Source organism: Paraburkholderia sp. BR10872 (assembly GCF_040965835.1).
Taxonomy (GTDB): Bacteria; Pseudomonadota; Gammaproteobacteria; order Burkholderiales; family Burkholderiaceae; genus Paraburkholderia; species Paraburkholderia nodosa_A.
In genome coordinates this window covers 38629-55616 of record NZ_JBFRCN010000035.1, presented here as the reverse complement: position 1 = coordinate 55616, position 16988 = coordinate 38629, and the positions used below count along the sequence as shown (strand labels likewise).

The window sequence follows — 16988 nt, the reverse complement described above, 5'->3', positions numbered from 1 at the left end:
CGGTTCGAGTTCGGAACACGACGAGCGCAAGCCGGGCACCGGCACTCACTGATTGCTTTTCGGATCAAGTGTTTACGAAATAAACGGCATCCCCGGATGCCGTTTTCTTTTGCTCCAATTTAATGTGACCCCAATAAAAAAATGTGCGAATGCACCAACTCGATAATTGGGGTTCGAACATCACGTTTTATTTGCATCCCCTTGATTCGTCGCGTATATTCGCCTTTCGGCTCTCCTGGGCGCATAACGCGGGAAGCACGTAGTACCCGCGCAACGCCGTACAGCGGTCACGTAAGCGGCGTAAATCAAGAAAACGGATTCAACGGCTGGCAACGGCCCCACTCTGACGGTGTCCCCATGAACGATCACCAGCAGCGCGCCGCGGTGCCCGCCGCGCAAGGTCTCTATGACCCGCAAAACGAACACGACGCCTGTGGCGTCGGTTTCGTCGCCCATATCAAGGGCAAGAAGAGCCACGAAATCATTCAGCAAGGCCTGAAGATTCTCGAGAACCTCGACCACCGGGGCGCTGTGGGCGCCGATCCGCTGATGGGCGACGGCGCGGGCATCCTGATCCAGATTCCGGACGCGTTCTACCGCGAAGAGATGGCCAAGCAGGGCGTGACGCTGCCGCCGTTCGGCGAGTACGGCGTCGGCATGATCTTCCTGCCGAAGGAACACGCCTCGCGTCTCGCCTGCGAGCAGGAACTCGAGCGCACGGTGCGCGCAGAAGGCCAGGTCGTGCTGGGCTGGCGCGACGTACCGGTCGATCACGCCATGCCGATCTCGCCCACGGTGAAGGCTAGCGAGCCGCTGATCCGCCAGATCTTCATCGGCCGCGGCAAGGACGTGATGGTTACGGACGCGCTCGAGCGCAAGCTGTACATCATCCGCAAGACCGCGAGCCACCGCATCCAGGCGCTCAAGCTCAAGCACGGCAAGGAATACTTCGTGCCGTCGTGCTCGGCGCGCACGGTCGTCTACAAGGGCCTGCTGCTCGCCGGCCAGGTTGGCGTGTATTACCGCGACCTGCAGGACGAGCGCGTGGTGTCGGCACTGGCGCTCGTGCACCAGCGCTTCTCGACCAACACGTTCCCGGCGTGGGAACTGGCTCACCCGTACCGCATGATCGCCCACAACGGTGAAATCAACACCGTGAAGGGCAACGTGAACTGGCTGAACGCCCGTACCGGCGCGATCGCCTCGCACGTGCTCGGCGACGACCTGCCCAAGCTCTGGCCGCTGATCTATCCGGGCCAGTCCGACACCGCATCGTTCGACAACTGTCTCGAACTGCTGGTGATGGCGGGCTACCCGCTCGTCCACGCGATGATGATGATGATCCCGGAAGCCTGGGAACAGCACACGCTGATGGACGAGAACCGCAAGGCGTTCTACGAATACCACGCTGCGATGATGGAGCCGTGGGACGGCCCCGCCGCGATCGCATTCACCGACGGCCGCCAGATCGGCGCGACGCTCGACCGTAACGGTCTGCGTCCGGCGCGCTACATCGTCACGGACGACGACCTGGTCATCATGGCGTCGGAAGCCGGCACGCTGCCGATCCCCGAGTCGAAGATCGTCAAGAAGTGGCGTCTGCAGCCGGGCAAGATGTTCCTGATCGACATGGAACACGGCCGCATCATCGACGACAAGGAACTCAAGGACAACCTCGCCAACGCCAAGCCGTACAAGAGCTGGATCGACGCCGTGCGCATCAAGCTCGACGAGATCGAGCCGAAGGCGGAAGACGTCGCGACCGCGCGCGCCGAAGCCGCCGCGCTGCTCGACCGTCAGCAGGCGTTCGGCTACACGCAGGAAGACCTCAAGTTCCTGATGGCGCCGATGGCGATGTCGGGCGAAGAGGCGGTCGGTTCGATGGGCAACGACTCGCCGCTGGCGGTCATGTCCAACAAGAACAAGACGCTCTACAACTACTTCAAGCAGCTCTTCGCGCAGGTCACGAACCCGCCGATCGACCCGATCCGTGAAAACATGGTGATGTCGCTCGTGTCGTTCATCGGCCCGAAGCCGAACCTGCTCGACACCAACAACATCAACCCGCCGATGCGTCTCGAAGTGTCGCAGCCGGTGCTCGACTTCAAGGACATCGCGAAGATCCGCGCGATCGAGCAGTACACGGGCGGCAAGTTCAGCAGCTACGAGCTGAACATCTGCTATCCGGTGGCCTGGGGCAAGGAAGGCATCGAAGCGCGTCTCGCGTCGCTGTGCGCGGAAGCCGTCGATGCGGTCAAGTCGGGCTACAACATTCTGATCGTGTCGGACCGCCGCGCGGACCGCGACAACGTCGCGATTCCCGCGCTGCTCGCCACCTCGGCGATCCACTCGCACCTCGTGCAGCACGGCCTGCGCACGAGCACGGGTCTCGTCGTGGAAACGGGTTCGGCGCGTGAAACGCACCACTTCGCGCTGCTCGCCGGTTTCGGCGCGGAAGCCGTGCACCCGTACCTCGCGATGGAAACGCTCGCGCAGATGGCGCAGGGCCTCAAGGGCGACCTGTCGGGCGAGAAGGCCGTCTACAACTTCACCAAGGCAGTGGGCAAGGGCCTGCTCAAGGTGATGTCGAAGATGGGCATCTCCACGTACATGTCGTACACGGGCGCGCAGATTTTCGAAGCCGTCGGTCTGGCTGACGATCTGATCGCCAAGTACTTCAAGGGTACGGCCTCGAAGGTGGGCGGCATCGGCCTCTTCGAAGTGGCTGAAGAAGCGATCCGTCTGCACCGCGACGCCTTCGGCGACAACCCGGTTCTCGCCAACATGCTCGACGCGGGCGGCGAGTACGCCTACCGCGTGCGCGGCGAAGACCACATGTGGACGCCGGACGCGATCGCCAAGCTCCAGCACTCGGCGCGCAGCAACTCGTACCAGACGTACAAGGAATACGCGCACCTGATCAACGATCAGACCAGGCGCCACATGACGTTCCGCGGTCTGTTCGAATTCCGCCTCGACCCGGCGCGCGCGATCTCGATCGACGACGTCGAGCCGGCCAAGGAAATCGTCAAGCGCTTCGCCACGGGCGCGATGTCGCTCGGCTCGATCAGCACGGAAGCGCACGCCACGCTGGCCGTTGCGATGAACCGCATCGGCGGCAAGTCGAACACGGGTGAAGGCGGCGAAGACGAGAAGCGCTACCGCAACGAATTGCGCGGCATTCCGATCAAGAACGGCGACACGATGCAGTCGATCATTGGGCCGGAAGTCGTCAAGGACATCCCGCTCAAGGATGGCGACTCGCTGCGTTCGAAGATCAAGCAGGTGGCGTCGGGCCGCTTCGGCGTGTCGGCGGAGTACCTGTCGTCGGCGGACCAGATCCAGATCAAGATGGCGCAGGGCGCGAAGCCGGGCGAAGGCGGTCAGCTGCCGGGCCACAAGGTTTCGGAGTACATCGGCAAGCTGCGTTATTCGGTGCCGGGCGTGGGCCTCATTTCGCCGCCGCCGCACCACGACATCTACTCGATCGAAGACCTGGCGCAGCTGATTCACGACCTGAAGAACGTGAACCCGGTTTCGTCGATCTCGGTGAAGCTGGTATCGGAAGTGGGCGTGGGCACGGTGGCAGCCGGCGTGGCGAAGGCCAAGGCCGACCACGTCGTCATCGCCGGTCACGACGGCGGCACGGGCGCCTCGCCGCTCTCGTCGCTCAAGCACGCCGGCACGCCGTGGGAGCTCGGTCTGGCGGAAACGCAGCAGACGCTGGTACTGAACCAGCTGCGCGGCCGTATCCGCGTGCAAGCTGACGGTCAGATGAAGACGGGCCGCGACGTGGTGATCGGCGCGCTGCTCGGCGCGGATGAATTCGGCTTTGCGACGGCGCCGCTCGTCGTCCAGGGCTGCATCATGATGCGCAAGTGCCACCTGAACACCTGCCCGGTCGGCGTGGCGACGCAAGATCCGGTGCTGCGCGCCAAGTTCTCGGGCCAGCCCGAGCACGTCGTCAACTTCTTCTTCTTCATCGCTGAAGAAGTCCGCGAAATCATGGCGCAACTGGGTATCCGCAAGTTCGACGATCTGGTCGGCCGCGCGGATCTGCTCGACACGCGCCGTGGCGTGGAGCACTGGAAGGCGAAGGGTCTCGACTTCTCGCGCGTGTTCTACCAGCCGTCGGTCGGCGCTGAAGTCGCGAAGAAGCACGTCGACACGCAAGACCACGGTCTGGACCGCGCGCTCGATCACACGCTGATCGAGAAGGCGAAGGCGGCGATCGAAACGGGCGAGCACGTCTCGTTCATCCAGCCGGTGCGCAACGTGAACCGCACGGTTGGCGCGATGCTCTCGGGCGTCGTCGCGAAGAAGTACGGCCACGACGGTCTGCCGGAAGACACGATCCACATCCAGTTGAAGGGCACGGCGGGTCAGAGCTTCGGCGCGTTCCTCGCACGCGGCATCACGCTGGACCTCGTGGGCGACGGCAACGACTACGTCGGCAAGGGCCTCTCGGGCGGCCGCATCATCATCCGTCCGACCAACGACTTCCGCGGCAAGTCCGAAGAAAACATCATCTGCGGCAACACGGTGATGTACGGCGCACTCGAAGGCGAAGCCTTCCTGCGCGGCGTGGCGGGCGAGCGTTTCGCGGTGCGTAATTCGGGCGCGACGGCGATCGTCGAGGGCACGGGCGACCACGGCTGTGAATACATGACGGGCGGCACGGTGGTCGTGCTCGGCGAAACGGGCCGTAACTTCGCGGCGGGCATGTCGGGCGGCATCGCCTACGTGTACGACCCGGACGGCACCTTCGCCGGCAAGTGCAACAAGTCGATGGTCGCGCTCGACCCGGTCCTGCAGCAGGCCGAACAGGAGCGCACTGTGGACCGCGCACTGTGGCACACGGGCCAGACCGACGAAGCGCTGCTCAAGGGACTCGTCGAGCGTCACTTCCAGTTCACGGGCTCGACGCGCGCCAAGGCGCTGCTCGAGAACTGGGATGCGGCGCGCCGCCAGTTCGTGAAGGTGTTCCCGACGGAATACAAGCGCGCACTGGGCGAACTCGGCGCGAAGAAGGCGAACCAGGAAGAACTGGCCGCCTGATCCGCAAGACGACGACTGAACGAAGACGAAGCGCCCGCCGCGCTCACTGAAGCGGCGGCGGGCGCGGTCCCCTCACCGAATAGATAGAGATAGACGAGAACCCTATGGGTAAGGCAACCGGTTTTCTCGAGTTCGAGCGCCAGCATGAGGCGTACGAAGCACCGCTCACGCGCGTGAAGCATTACAAGGAATTCGTGGCGGCGCTCTCCGACGCCGACGCGAAGATCCAGGGCGCACGCTGCATGGACTGCGGCATCCCGTTCTGCAACAACGGCTGCCCGGTCAACAACATCATTCCGGACTTCAACGACCTCGTGTTCCGCCAGGACTGGAAGAGCGCGATCGACGTCCTGCATTCCACGAACAATTTCCCCGAGTTCACGGGCCGCATCTGCCCGGCGCCCTGCGAAGCGGCGTGCACGCTCGGAATCAACGACGACCCGGTCGGCATCAAGTCGATCGAGCACGCGATCATCGACAAGGCCTGGGCCGAAGGCTGGGTCGCGCCTCAAGTCGCGAAGCACAAGACGGGCAAGAAGGTTGCCGTGGTCGGTTCGGGCCCCGCGGGCCTCGCCGCCGCACAGCAGCTCGCGCGCGCCGGTCACGACGTGACGGTGTTCGAGAAGAACGACCGTATCGGCGGCCTGCTGCGCTACGGCATCCCCGACTTCAAGCTGGAGAAGTGGCTGATCGACCGCCGCATGCGGCAGATGGAGGCCGAAGGCGTGACGTTCCGCACCAACGTGTTCATCGGCCGTGGCGAGTTGCCTGCGTACATCGCCAACACGGCGAAGGAAACGATCTCGCCGGACGAACTGAAGGACCAGTTCGACGCCGTGGTGATCGCAGGCGGTTCGGAAACGCCGCGTGACCTGCCGGTGCCGGGCCGTGAACTCGAAGGCATCTACTACGCCATGGAGTTCCTGCCGCAGCAGAACAAGGTCAACGCCGGCGACAAGCTGCCGAACCAGCTGCTCGCCAAGGGCAAGCATGTGGTCGTGATCGGCGGCGGCGATACGGGTTCCGACTGCGTGGGCACCTCGAACCGTCACGGCGCGAAGAGCGTCACGCAGTTCGAACTGCTGCCGCAGCCGCCCGAGGAAGAGAACAAGCCGCTCGTGTGGCCGTACTGGCCGATCAAGCTGCGCACGTCGTCGTCGCATGACGAAGGCTGCTCGCGCGACTGGTCGGTCGCCACCAAGCGCCTCGAAGGCAAGAACGGCAAGATCGAGAAGCTGATCGCCGCACGTGTGGAGTGGAAGGACGGCAAGATGGTCGAAGTGCCAGGCTCGGAATTCGAAATGAAGGCCGATCTCGTGCTGCTCGCCATGGGCTTCACGCAGCCGGTTTCGCCGGTGCTCGAAGCATTCGGCGTCGAGAAGGATGCGCGCGGCAACGTGCGTGCCTCGACCGAGGGCGAGAAGGCGTACTACACGTCGGTCGACAAGGTCTTCAGCGCCGGCGACATGCGCCGCGGCCAGTCGCTCGTGGTGTGGGCGATCCGTGAGGGCCGTCAATGCGCGCGCTCGGTCGATGCGTACCTGATGGGCAGCTCGGAGTTGCCGCGTTAAATCCGGTGTGTCCCGCTATTCGCTGGGACGCACGGGAGACGGCAGGAGACACGAAGCCAGAAAGCCGGGCATCCGCAAGGATGACCCGGCTTTTTTACGTCTGCGCGCGAGAGGATTACCATGACGCGATTGCCCGACCGAACGAGGCCCGCCGATCATGTCCGAAGCCCGCGAGACCGATCGTGACACGCAGCAATGGCGGCGCTGCTTCATCGCGCTTTCGCCCACTGCGGCGTCGCGCGATGCGCTCGCCGCGCTGGACGTGCCGCCCAATGCGCGGCGCGTGCCCTATGCGCAACTCCATCTGACAGTGACCTTCATCGGCGCAATGTCGTTCGACCAGGGACACGTGCTCTCGCGGCGCCTCGCCGAGCACGCGCCGCTCCTCCCGCCCGCTGAAGTCACGCATATCGAATGCTGGCCGGGACGCGCGCATCCGCGCCTCATGGTGGCCGTGCTCGCGATGTCGGATGCGTTCACGGCGCTCGACTGGCACGTGCGCTCACTCATGGGAGACGTGGGATTGCCGCTCGACGCACGAGCGTTCCGTCCGCACGTGACGCTCGCGCGCTTCGCGCGCGACGCCGTGGGCGCGCCGGCGCCAAGCGGCGGCGAAGCGCTGCCGCCGTTGTGCTTCGAGTCGCTGGTGCTGTATTCGAGCACGCTGGCGAGGCAGGGCGCGCGCTACGAGGCGTTGGCGAGCGTCGCGCTCGATTGAGGTGTCGCCCTGCGTTGGAGTCTCGACCGACGCTTAGTGGCGATACCGCGCCAGCGTCAATCCATCGAGATCGATTTCCGGCACGCGCTGCGTGACGAGGTCCGCGAGCACGCGGCCCGAGCCCATCGACATCGCCCAGCCCGTCGAGCCGTGCCCGACGTTCAGCCACAGGCCATCCACGCCCGACGTGCCGAGCAGCGGCGCGCCGTCCGGCACCATCGGCCGGCGCCCCACCCAGAATTGCGCCGACGAAGGCGTCGCGGCGTGCGGGAACCAGTCGTCGAGCACCTTCATGAGCGTTTGCAGCGCCTGCTCGCGCAGCGTCGCGCGGTGGTCGCCCAGTTCCGCCGTCCCCGCCACACGCAGATATGGGCCGAAGCGCGTGATCGCCGTCTTGAGCGACTCGTCCATGAGCGCGGCGCGCGGGGCCTTCTGCTCGTCGACCACGGGCAGCGTGGCCGAATAGCCTTTCACCGGATACAACGGCACGCGCACGCCAAGCGGCGCGACGAGCGCCGCGCTCTCCACGCCCAGGGCGACCACCACGGCGTCGGCGGCGAGCGTGTGGGGCGTGTCGTCGGTGGGCTCGCTGCGCTCGGCCGGGCGCAGCACCTCGGCCGGCGCGCGGCGCTGCTCGCGCCGGTCCTTGCGGTTGTTGGCCGTGCGCCGCCCGGGCACGGCGCGCACGCGCACGCCGTTCACCTTGCCGCCCGCGGCTTCGAGCGCGAGCACTTCGGTATCGAACAAAAACGTGACGCCGCGTGATTCGCAGACGGAGCGCAGCTCGCGCGTGAAGCGTGCGCAGTCGCCGGCCTCGTCTTCCGGCAGATAGACGCCCGCCACCGGTTTCACACGTGACCACGCAAGCCCCGGCTCGACCTGCGCGCACGTGGCAGCATCGAGTTCGCGATAGACGATGCCCGCATCGCGCAGCACGCCGAGCGCCGGTTGCGCGAGTTCGAGGTCGTAGTCGCTGCGAAAGAGCTGCAGATAGCCCTGGCTGCGCCCGTACTCGAACGCGTGCGTGGCGCGAAAAGCGTGCAGGCATTCACGGCTGTAATAGGCAATGCGCTGCATGCGCTGCTTGTTCACGCGAAAGCGCGCGAGATCGCATTCGCGCAGCCAGCGCGCGATCCAGCGCCACTGCGCGGCATCGAGCGTGGGCCGGAAGATGAGCGGCGAGGTCGGCTTGAGCAGATACTTGATGAGCTTCGCGGGCATGCCGGGCGCGGCCCACGGCGTGACATAGCCGGGCGCGATGACGCCGGCGTTGCCGAAGCTCGTGCCGAGCGCGACGCCCGGTTCCCGTTCGACGACCGTGACGTCGCAGCCTCGTTCGCTCAGATAGTACGCAGTAGCGACGCCGATCACACCGGCGCCGAGGACGATCGTTTTCATGCCGGTCGCACAACAGGGAGGGACGGTCGGTATTGCAGCATGTTCGCGCTCATCGTGCAGTGGACTCCGCAGACGCTCGCTCGCTCCCGGCAGCAGGCACTTCCTCGGTCAGCGTCTTGCCCTTCGTCTCCGGCAGGCACAGCGCCGCGACGATCACGAGCAAATAGCCCGCGCCGGCCACCACGCCGATCGCCTTCACGAGCGAGGTGGTTTGCGCGAATGTGCCTACGAGAATGGGGAAAAACGAGCCGAGCCCGCGTCCGAGGTTGTAGCAGAAGCCCTGGCCCGAGCCGCGGATCGCGTTGGGGTAAAGCTCCGAGAGGTACGCACCCACGCCCGCGAAAATACCTTGCACGACGATGCCGAGCGGAAAGCCGAGCAGGAGCATGGCGGTGTCGGTGATGGGCAGCATGGTGTAGGCCATGCCGAGCGCAAACGAGCCGATGGCGAACAGGATGAACGACGCGCGCCGGCCGATCCTGTCGCACAGGATCGCGCCGACGATGTAGCCCGTGAACGAGCCGACGATCAGCACGATCAGATAGCCGCTCGTGTTGAACACCGAGAGATGGCGCACCGTCTTGAGGTAGGTGGGCAGCCAGGTGGTGATCGCGTAGTAACCGCCGAGCATGCCGGTGCACAGCGCGCTGCCGAGCAGGGTGGTGACCAGATGCGCGGGCGCGAAGATCTGCATGAAGTGGCTTTGCACCGCGCTGCTTTCGCGCGCCCGGCGCGTGGCGACGAACACGTCGGGATCGCTCACGTTGCGGCGCACATAGAGAATCCAGAGCGCAGGCACGATGCCGATCCAGAAGCACGCGCGCCACGCGTATTCCTCGGGTAGCAGGGCGAAGAAGGCCCAGTACAGGATGGCAGCCGCGCCCCAGCCGAACGACCAGCTGCTCTGCACCGTGCCCACGGCTTTCGCGCGATGCTGCGGCGAGCGGATCGTTTCGGCCATCATCATCGTGACGACCGTCCATTCGCCGCCAAAGCCGATGCCCTGCAGCGTGCGCGTGGCGAGCAGTTGCCAGAATGAATGCGTGAAGCCGGAGAGGCAGGTGAAGAGCGCGAAGGTGGCGATGGTCCACTGCAGCACGCGCACGCGGCCGTAACGGTCGGCGAGGATGCCGGCGAGCCAGCCGCCGACCGCCGAGGAGATCAGCGAGCTGGTCGCGATCATGCCGGCCTCGCTCCTGGTCATGCCCCAGGTCGCGATGAGCGTCGGGATCAGGAACGAGTAGATCATGAAGTCGAACGCGTCGACGGCGTAGCCGCCGAATCCCGCATAAAGCGTGCGCCGCTCGCGCGCGTTCAATTCGGTGAACCAGTGAAAGTAGCCCATCGCGTGTCTTCCCCCATATTTGTTGTGCGCGCAACGAACCGGGCTGAGCGGCCCGTGCTGCGCAAGCGACCCGGCTGGCGCAAACGCGTTGGGTGGCGTGTGCGCTTGACGCTGGCGGGCTGCGCGGTGCGACGCCGCCCGTCTCCGGTGTGCTGGAGGGGTATTTTACGGTGCGAAACCGCGCTGAGGCGAGGGGCAATTTGGGGGCGCCCGCTATCGTTGTATTCCGATATTTAGTTCGGGTTTAGTTCGATAGCGAGCGAACGATGGCGCGCGGGAACCGCAAGGCGCTAGAGCGTGAGCCCGCCATCGACATGAATCACCTGGCCGGTGATGTGGCGCGCGGCATCCGAGAGCAGGAAGGCGATGAGTTCGGCGACATCGGCGGGATCGGCCACGTGGCCGAGCGGCGTTTCCTGTGCCGCACGCTCCCACACCGGCGCGTTTTCCGGCGCGGGGCCCTTGTCCTTGCGCGTATAGCCGGGCGCGACGCAGTTCACGGTCACGCCGTGCGGCGCCAGTTCTGCCGCGGCGGTTTTCGCCAGCGATTCGAGCGCGGCCTTCGCGGCGGCGGTGGCCGCGAAGGGCGCGCCGGCGCGGTAGCGGTGCGCGACGAACGAGCTCAGCGCGACCACGCGGGCGCGCGCCGAGCGTTCCAGCGCCGGCTGCGCGCGTTGCACGAGCCCGGCGAACGCGGCAGGCATGGCCGCGAAAGCGCCTTCGAGCGACGCGGCGTCGAGCGCGGCGAGCGTCTGGCGCTGCGCGTGCCCGGCGTTGGCGACGAGCTGGTCGAGCGAGCCGAAGCGCGCGAGCGTGGCGTCCACGAGCGCGCTCGCCTGGCCGGCCAGCGCGAGATCGCCGTACGCGGTGGCGCAGGTCGAGCCGCGCTGTTCGCACCCGGCGGCGACGGCGGCGAGCCGGGCGCGCGATGCCTCATCCGCGCCGCGCGTGTGCAGCATCAACGCTACACCCGGCGCCGCGAGGCGACGCGCGAGCGCCGCGCCGATGCCCGAGCCCGCGCCCGTGATCAGCACGACGCGCAGCGCGCTTGCGCTCACGCGGCAACCCGCTCTTCGGGCATGCGCTCGATCTCGAGCGTTTCGTGGTGGTACGCCGCGAGCGACTCACGGTGCGCGACGCTCACGATCGCTGCCTTGGGCAGACGTTCCATGAACAGCTTGTAGAGACGGCTTTCGTTGTCGGGGTCGAGCGCGCTCGTCGCTTCGTCGAGGAACAGATAGTCGGGCTTGTGCAGCAGCACGCGCGCGCCCGCAAGGCGTTGCTGCTCGCCCGGTGAGAGCACGCGCGTCCAGTGCGCCGATTCGCCGAGACGATCCACGTACTCTTCGAGGCGGCAGGCGCGCAGCGCTTCGCGGCAGTCTTCGTCGCTGTAGTCGTCGGCAGGCGACGGGTAGGTGAGCGCTGCCTTGAGCGTGCCGATGGGCAGATAGCTCTGCTGCGGGATGAACATCATGCGCGCATCGACAGGCGCGTCGATCGAGCCTTCGCCGAAGGGCCAGAGGCCCGCGAGCGCGCGCATCAGCGTGCTCTTGCCTGCGCCCGAGGGGCCGCGCACGAGCCAGCGCGAGCCCGGCTTGATGGCGATGTCGCGCACTTCCGAGAGCGGCGTGCCGTTGGGCAGCGAGAGCTTGAGATGCTCGGTGGCGAGCTCGTTGTTGTCGATGAAGTGCAGGTTGATGCCGCCGTGCTCGGTGGCGGGCGAGACCGATTCCTTCAGACGCGGCGAGTGCACCACACGCACGAATTCGCGCAGACGATTCACGGTAGCGCGCCATTCGACCAGCGTGGAGTAACTGTTGATGAACCACGAGAACGAGTCGCTCACGGTGCCGAACGCCTGCGAGATCTGCATCAGCACGCCGAACGTGAAGGCGCCCGCGAAGTAGCGCGGCGCGGCCACCACGAGCGGGAAGATGATGGCGATCTGGCCGTAGAAGCTCAGCACGAAGGTGAGGCGCTTCGTGTATTTCATCACGCGCCACCAGTTGTCCTTGATGTGCGCGAAGAGGCCCTGCGCGTTGCTGCGCTCGGTGTCCATGCCGTCGTAGAGGGCGATCTGCTCGGCGTTTTCGCGCAGGCGGATCAGGCCGAAGCGGAAGTCCGCTTCCACCTTTTGTTGCTGGTAGTTGATCGACACGAGCGGGTGGCCGACCTTCTGGATCACGAGCGAGCCGAACACGGCATAGAGCGCCGCGGCCCACACCATGTAGCCCGGAATCGCGAGCGGCTGCCCGCCCAGCGTGACGGTGAGCGCGCCCGCGAGCGTCCACAGGATCGTGATGAACGAGATGAGCGTGACGACCGTCGAGAGCAGGTCGAGCGTGAGCGAGAGCGTGGTCGTGGCGAACGACTGGAGGTCGTCGCTGATCCGCTGGTCGGGGTTGTCGGCGAGGCGGTCGCGCTCGATGCGGTAGAACGCGCCCTTGCCGAGCCACTCGTTCAGGAACCGCGTGGTGAGCCACTGACGCCAGCGAAAGCCGAGCATCTGGCGCAGATAGCGGCCATACACCGCGAGGATGATGAAGCCGAACGCCAGTTCGGTGAAGGTCATCAACAGCGGCGGGAAGCGCTTGACGTCCTTGGCCTGCAACGCGTTGTAGAACTCCGCGCTCCAGCCGTTCAGGCGCACGTTGATCCACACGACGAGCAGGTTCATCACGATGATCGCGACGAGCAGGCCCCAGGCGATCCAGCGTTCCTCGGAGACCCAGTAGGGCTTGATCAGGCTCCACGCGGTGATCTTCTGATGCTCGTTCTGATCGGGCGTGGCGCGGGCAGGTTGGTTGGTCATGTGCGTCCTGAAGGTGTGGCGGCCCGCTGGGGGCATGCGCCGCGCGCCGCACGGCGGCAGCGTTGCAGCGATTTTTGCAGCGATTCTGTCGTCGGGCGCTTAAGTGAGTCTTAACGGGCCACAGGCGGAGCCAAAACCGGCGCGAGGCGTGGAGACAAAAGCGCACGCTGGCGCCGCCGTAGCGTGGCGCTCATTGTCTCACCGCGCGGGCTCGCGAGGCGAAAGAGGCGGGTTCAGGGCATTGTGCCAGACCACGCCCCCCGGTTCCGCCGAGGTTTGCGGGCCGCGCGCGTTTTGTGGTCTAATCGTCGTTGACGAAACAGGGGTGCTTCACCGGTATGCCGGGCATGCCGCCAGTGAGGCTGAGAGAAACCCTTTGCACCCGATCCGGGTAATACCGGCGCGGGAAGTTTCCAGAAAGTCTTACCGGAGCGCCCAGCCTGGGTTTTGAAAAGGCGGGGGCGCCAGGATTCCCGCCGGGCTGCGCTTTGGGCGCCTGGGTTCGTATACGCATTCCGTATCGGGCCGTCTGCGCCGCATAGCCTCCACGGTCGGCCTTGCCAGCCGGTTTCGTCCTTGGGTACGTCTGCTGCTGCCGTACGGAAAGGATACGATGACCGCCTATTCTCTTTGTTCCCCGATTCTTATCGCGTTCGCCTTGCCGTTCGCCTTGCGTGACGGAGCGTCGTCATGAGCCGCGCCCGCAACCCTGACGTGGGCAGCGTGCCCGACTTCGCCGTGCTCGGCGGCGGCCTGAGCGGCCGGCTCGTCGCATGGCGTCTGGCCGGCGAGGGCCATCGTGTCGCGCTTTACGAGCGCGGCGGCCCCGAAGGCGGCGAAGCCGCCGCCTGGGTCGCGGCGGCCATGCTCGCGCCGCTCGCGGAGGCTGCCGTCGCCGAAATGCTCATTACCGAGCTGGGCGTCGCATCGCTCGAAACCTGGCCGCGCATTCTGGCCGAGTTGCCGGAGCCCGTGTTCTTCCAGCGCAACGGCACGCTCGTGGTCTGGCATAGCGCCGATCGCACCGAAGCGCCGCTCTTCGAGCGCCGCGTGCGCGCCAACGCGCCGCGTTCTCTCGCCGATGCCAACTTCGTCGCGCTCGCCGGTGCACAGCTCGACGCCGCCGAACCGGCGCTCGCGGGGCGCTTCGCGCGCGGCTGGCTGCTCGAAGGCGAGGGCCAGCTCGACAATCGCCAGGCCCTGGCCGCTCTGGCGGCGGGGCTCGCTGCGCGCGGCGTGGAAACCCACTGGCATACCACGGTCGACGAGGCCAATCCGCCGCCCGCGCGCGTGACGATCGATTGCCGCGGGCTGGGCGCCAAACCTGCGCTGCCGGGGTTGCGCGGCATTCGCGGCGAAGTCGCGCGCGTGCACGCGCCGGGCATCACGCTCACGCGCCCGGTGCGGCTCCTGCATCCGCGCTATCCGCTCTATATCGCGCCCAAGGAACACGATGTCTTCGTGATCGGCGCGACCGAGATCGAAGGCGAGGACCGCTCGCCGGTGAGCGTGCGCTCGGCGCTCGAACTGCTGAGCGCGGCGTTCGCGGTGCATCCGGCGTTCGGCGAAGCGCGCATCCTCGAGTTGAACACGCAGTGCCGCCCGACGTTGCCCGACCACCGCCCGGCGCTCATCTGGGACGGCAAGACCACGTTGCGTGTGAACGGTCTCTATCGGCACGGCTTCATGATCGCGCCGGAAGTCGCCGACGAAGCCGCGCGCTTCGCCCAGGCGCTGCTCGATGCCCGTGTGAGCGATGCCGAATCCTTCGAGTCGCTGCGCCGCGCGTCGCGCTGGGGCGACATGCTGCACGCGCAGGGCGCGCACGAGCCGGCCTGACGCCTCACCAGAAATAATCCGCAGTTTGAGAACGTATTTGCCATGGACATTCAAATCAACCAGAAGCCGATCACGCTGCCCGAGGGCGCGACTGTCGCCGATGCGCTCACCGCATTCGGCGCGCGTCCGCCGTTCGCCGTCGCGTTGAACGGCGATTTCGTGGCGCGTACCCAGCATGGCGCGCGCTCGCTCCAGGCGGGCGACCGCCTCGACGTCGTGAGCCCCGTGGCCGGCGGCTGAGCCTCGCTCGCCCAGGCCACCGGTCGCGCGCATCGCATACACCGCGAGCGCGTTCACGACACCGCCAAGGATTCCAACCCATGACCACCACAACCACTGCCGACGCGCTCACGCTCTACGGCGAAACCTTCGCGAGCCGCGTGCTGCTCGGCACGTCGCGCTATCCGTCGCTGCAATCGCTCGCCGACTCGATGGCTGCCGCGCGCCCCGGCATGATCACCGTCGCGCTGCGCCGCCAGATGAACGAGGGCACCGCCGAGGCCGGCTTCTTCGATCTGCTCAAGCGACACGGCGTGCCGCTCCTGCCGAACACGGCCGGCTGCCTCACCGTCAACGAGGCGGTGACGACGGCGCACATGGCGCGCGAAGTCTTCGAAACCGACTGGATCAAGCTCGAACTGATCGGCGACGACTACACGCTGCAGCCCGACCCGGTCGGCCTGATCGAGGCCGCGTCGCGCCTCGTGAAGGACGGCTTCAAGGTGCTGCCGTATTGCACCGAGGACCTCGTGATCGGCCGGCGTCTGCTCGACGCCGGCTGCGAGGCGCTCATGCCGTGGGGCGCGCCGATCGGCACCGGCAAGGGCGTGATCAACCCCTACGGCTTGCGCGTGCTGCGCGAGCGCTTGCCCGATGTGCCGCTCATCGTCGATGCGGGCCTGGGCGTGCCTTCGCACGCGTGCCAGGTGATGGAGTGGGGCTTCGACGGCGTGCTGCTCAACACGGCCGTTTCGCAGGCCACGCACCCCGAGGCGATGGCGCGCGCGTTCGCGCTGGGTGTCGAGGCGGGGCGCGCCGCGTTTCTCGCCGGACCGATGGCCGAGCGCGAAGCGGCGGTCGCGAGCACGCCCGTGGTCGGCATGCCTTTCTGGCACCAGGATGGAGACAAGCGATGACTGAAACGCTGCGCCTGCAAGACCGCGAACTGTTCTGGCCGCCCGCCGACGAACTCACCGAAACGGCGGAGCGCATCCGCGCGCGCCTGGGCGACTGGCAGCCCACGCATGCGCCGTGGCGCATCTGTCTCACGCCGCCCGACGCGCCCAACGGCGGCGATCTGATCATCGTGACCGACGCGGCGCCGCATCTGGCCAACATCGCGCGCTGGATGACCGACGGCGCGGGCGTGATCGAAGCCGCGGGCGAAAACCCGAAGGCGGCGCGCGCCACGCTGCATCTGGGCGGCGAGCGCTACGCGCTCGAAGGCGAACTGGCGGAAGACTGGATCCCGGCGCTGGCGGCGTTCCTCGACTGCGGTTTCGATCCGCACGACGCGCTCGTGCTCGCGCTCGCCTGGCGCGACGGCGACGAGCAGCAGGCTGACGCGTGGCCAGTCGACATCGAGCGTTTTCCGCGGGTGTTGGGCCTGCCCGACGCGCCCGCACAGCCGTTTGCGCCGTGTCCCGCGAAGCTTGGCTTGTATCCCGTACTGCCCACGGCCGACTGGGTCGAGCGCGTGCTCGACTACGGCGTGAAGACGGTGCAGTTGCGCAGCAAGCAGCCGAAGTCGCCGACGCTCACGAACGAAATCGAGCGCTGTGTCGCGGCGGGCCGCAAGCACGACGCGCAGCTCTTCATCAACGATCACTGGCAGGAGGCCGTCGCGGCCGGCGCATATGGCGTGCACCTCGGCCAGGAAGACCTGCGCGAAGCCGACCTCGGCGCGATCGCGGTGGCGGGCGTACGTCTTGGCCTCTCGACGCACGGCTACTTCGAGATGCTCACGGCGCTTCACTTCCGTCCGAGCTATCTCGCGTGCGGCGCCGTGTTCGCCACCACGACCAAGGCCATGCCCACGGCGCCCCAGGGCCTCGCGCGTCTTGCCCGCTACGTGAAGCTGCTGGACGGCGTCGTGCCGATGGTGGCGATCGGCGGCATCGACGGCAATGTGCTGCCCGAGGTGCTCGCCACGGGCGCCGGCAGCGCGGCGGTGGTGCGCGCCGTGACCGAGGCGGCCGACCCGGCTGCCGCGGTTGCTGCATTGCGCAACGCGTTTACGCAATAATG

The 16988-nt window shown here is 66.7% G+C and carries 11 protein-coding genes and 1 riboswitch; of the genes, 7 read left to right on the top strand and 4 right to left on the bottom strand.

The genetic code is table 11. The features are described from left to right. The first annotated feature begins 357 nt into the window (after positions 1 to 357). The 3 genes from AB4Y43_RS25010 to thpR all read left to right on the top strand — a co-directional run bounded on the left by AB4Y43_RS25010 (position 358) and on the right by thpR (position 7347). Positions 358 to 5058 (top strand): glutamate synthase-related protein, encoded by a 4701-nt coding sequence (locus tag AB4Y43_RS25010; RefSeq protein WP_368610404.1) that lies wholly within the window; start codon positions 358 to 360, stop codon positions 5056 to 5058. A 104-nt stretch (positions 5059 to 5162) separates the two neighbouring features. Next, a complete protein-coding gene (locus tag AB4Y43_RS25005) occupies positions 5163 to 6629 on the top strand; it encodes a glutamate synthase subunit beta (protein ID WP_368729016.1) in 1467 nt (488 codons plus the stop codon). Positions 6630 to 6786: 157 nt separating this feature from the next. Beyond that, the gene (gene thpR, locus AB4Y43_RS25000) at positions 6787 to 7347 is read left to right on the top strand and encodes an RNA 2',3'-cyclic phosphodiesterase (RefSeq protein WP_069268241.1); all 561 of its coding nucleotides are present in this window, start codon (positions 6787 to 6789) and stop codon (positions 7345 to 7347) included. Positions 7348 to 7380: 33 nt separating this feature from the next. On the opposite strand, the gene AB4Y43_RS24995 is transcribed toward thpR, so the two are convergent. From AB4Y43_RS24995 to AB4Y43_RS24980, 4 genes are all read right to left on the bottom strand, one after another. Continuing rightward, positions 7381 to 8745: a D-amino acid dehydrogenase gene (locus AB4Y43_RS24995; RefSeq protein WP_368729015.1), complete on the bottom strand. Its 1365-nt coding sequence runs from the start codon at positions 8743 to 8745 to the stop codon at positions 7381 to 7383. Positions 8746 to 8794: 49 nt separating this feature from the next. Continuing rightward, on the bottom strand, positions 8795 to 10090 hold the full coding sequence (locus AB4Y43_RS24990; RefSeq protein ID WP_368729014.1) for an MFS transporter: 1296 nt from the start codon (positions 10088 to 10090) through the stop codon (positions 8795 to 8797). A 290-nt stretch (positions 10091 to 10380) separates the two neighbouring features. Beyond that, on the bottom strand, positions 10381 to 11148 hold the full coding sequence (locus tag AB4Y43_RS24985; protein WP_368729013.1) for an SDR family NAD(P)-dependent oxidoreductase: 768 nt from the start codon (positions 11146 to 11148) through the stop codon (positions 10381 to 10383). Beyond that, complete coding sequence (locus AB4Y43_RS24980) at positions 11145 to 12902, bottom strand: ABC transporter ATP-binding protein/permease (protein ID WP_069268243.1); 1758 nt, start codon at positions 12900 to 12902, stop codon at positions 11145 to 11147. The genes AB4Y43_RS24985 and AB4Y43_RS24980 overlap by 4 nt, the downstream gene beginning before the upstream one ends. 311 nt (positions 12903 to 13213) lie before the next feature. Next, positions 13214 to 13328, top strand: a riboswitch (TPP riboswitch). A 264-nt stretch (positions 13329 to 13592) separates the two neighbouring features. Between AB4Y43_RS24980 and AB4Y43_RS24975 the strand changes: the two genes are divergently transcribed. From AB4Y43_RS24975 to thiE, 4 genes are all read left to right on the top strand, one after another. After that, entirely contained in the window at positions 13593 to 14741 is a 1149-nt protein-coding gene (locus AB4Y43_RS24975) for an FAD-dependent oxidoreductase (protein WP_069268244.1), read from the top strand. 42 nt (positions 14742 to 14783) lie between these two features. After that, positions 14784 to 14981 carry a sulfur carrier protein ThiS gene (gene thiS / locus AB4Y43_RS24970; protein WP_069268245.1) on the top strand — a complete coding sequence of 66 codons (198 nt, stop codon included), beginning with the start codon at positions 14784 to 14786 and terminating at the stop codon, positions 14979 to 14981. An 80-nt stretch (positions 14982 to 15061) separates the two neighbouring features. Next, positions 15062 to 15877: a thiazole synthase gene (locus tag AB4Y43_RS24965; protein ID WP_069268246.1), complete on the top strand. Its 816-nt coding sequence runs from the start codon at positions 15062 to 15064 to the stop codon at positions 15875 to 15877. Further along, positions 15874 to 16986 carry a thiamine phosphate synthase gene (gene thiE, locus AB4Y43_RS24960; protein WP_368729012.1) on the top strand — a complete coding sequence of 371 codons (1113 nt, stop codon included), beginning with the start codon at positions 15874 to 15876 and terminating at the stop codon, positions 16984 to 16986. The genes AB4Y43_RS24965 and thiE overlap by 4 nt, the downstream gene beginning before the upstream one ends. Positions 16987 to 16988: the final 2 nt, after the last annotated feature.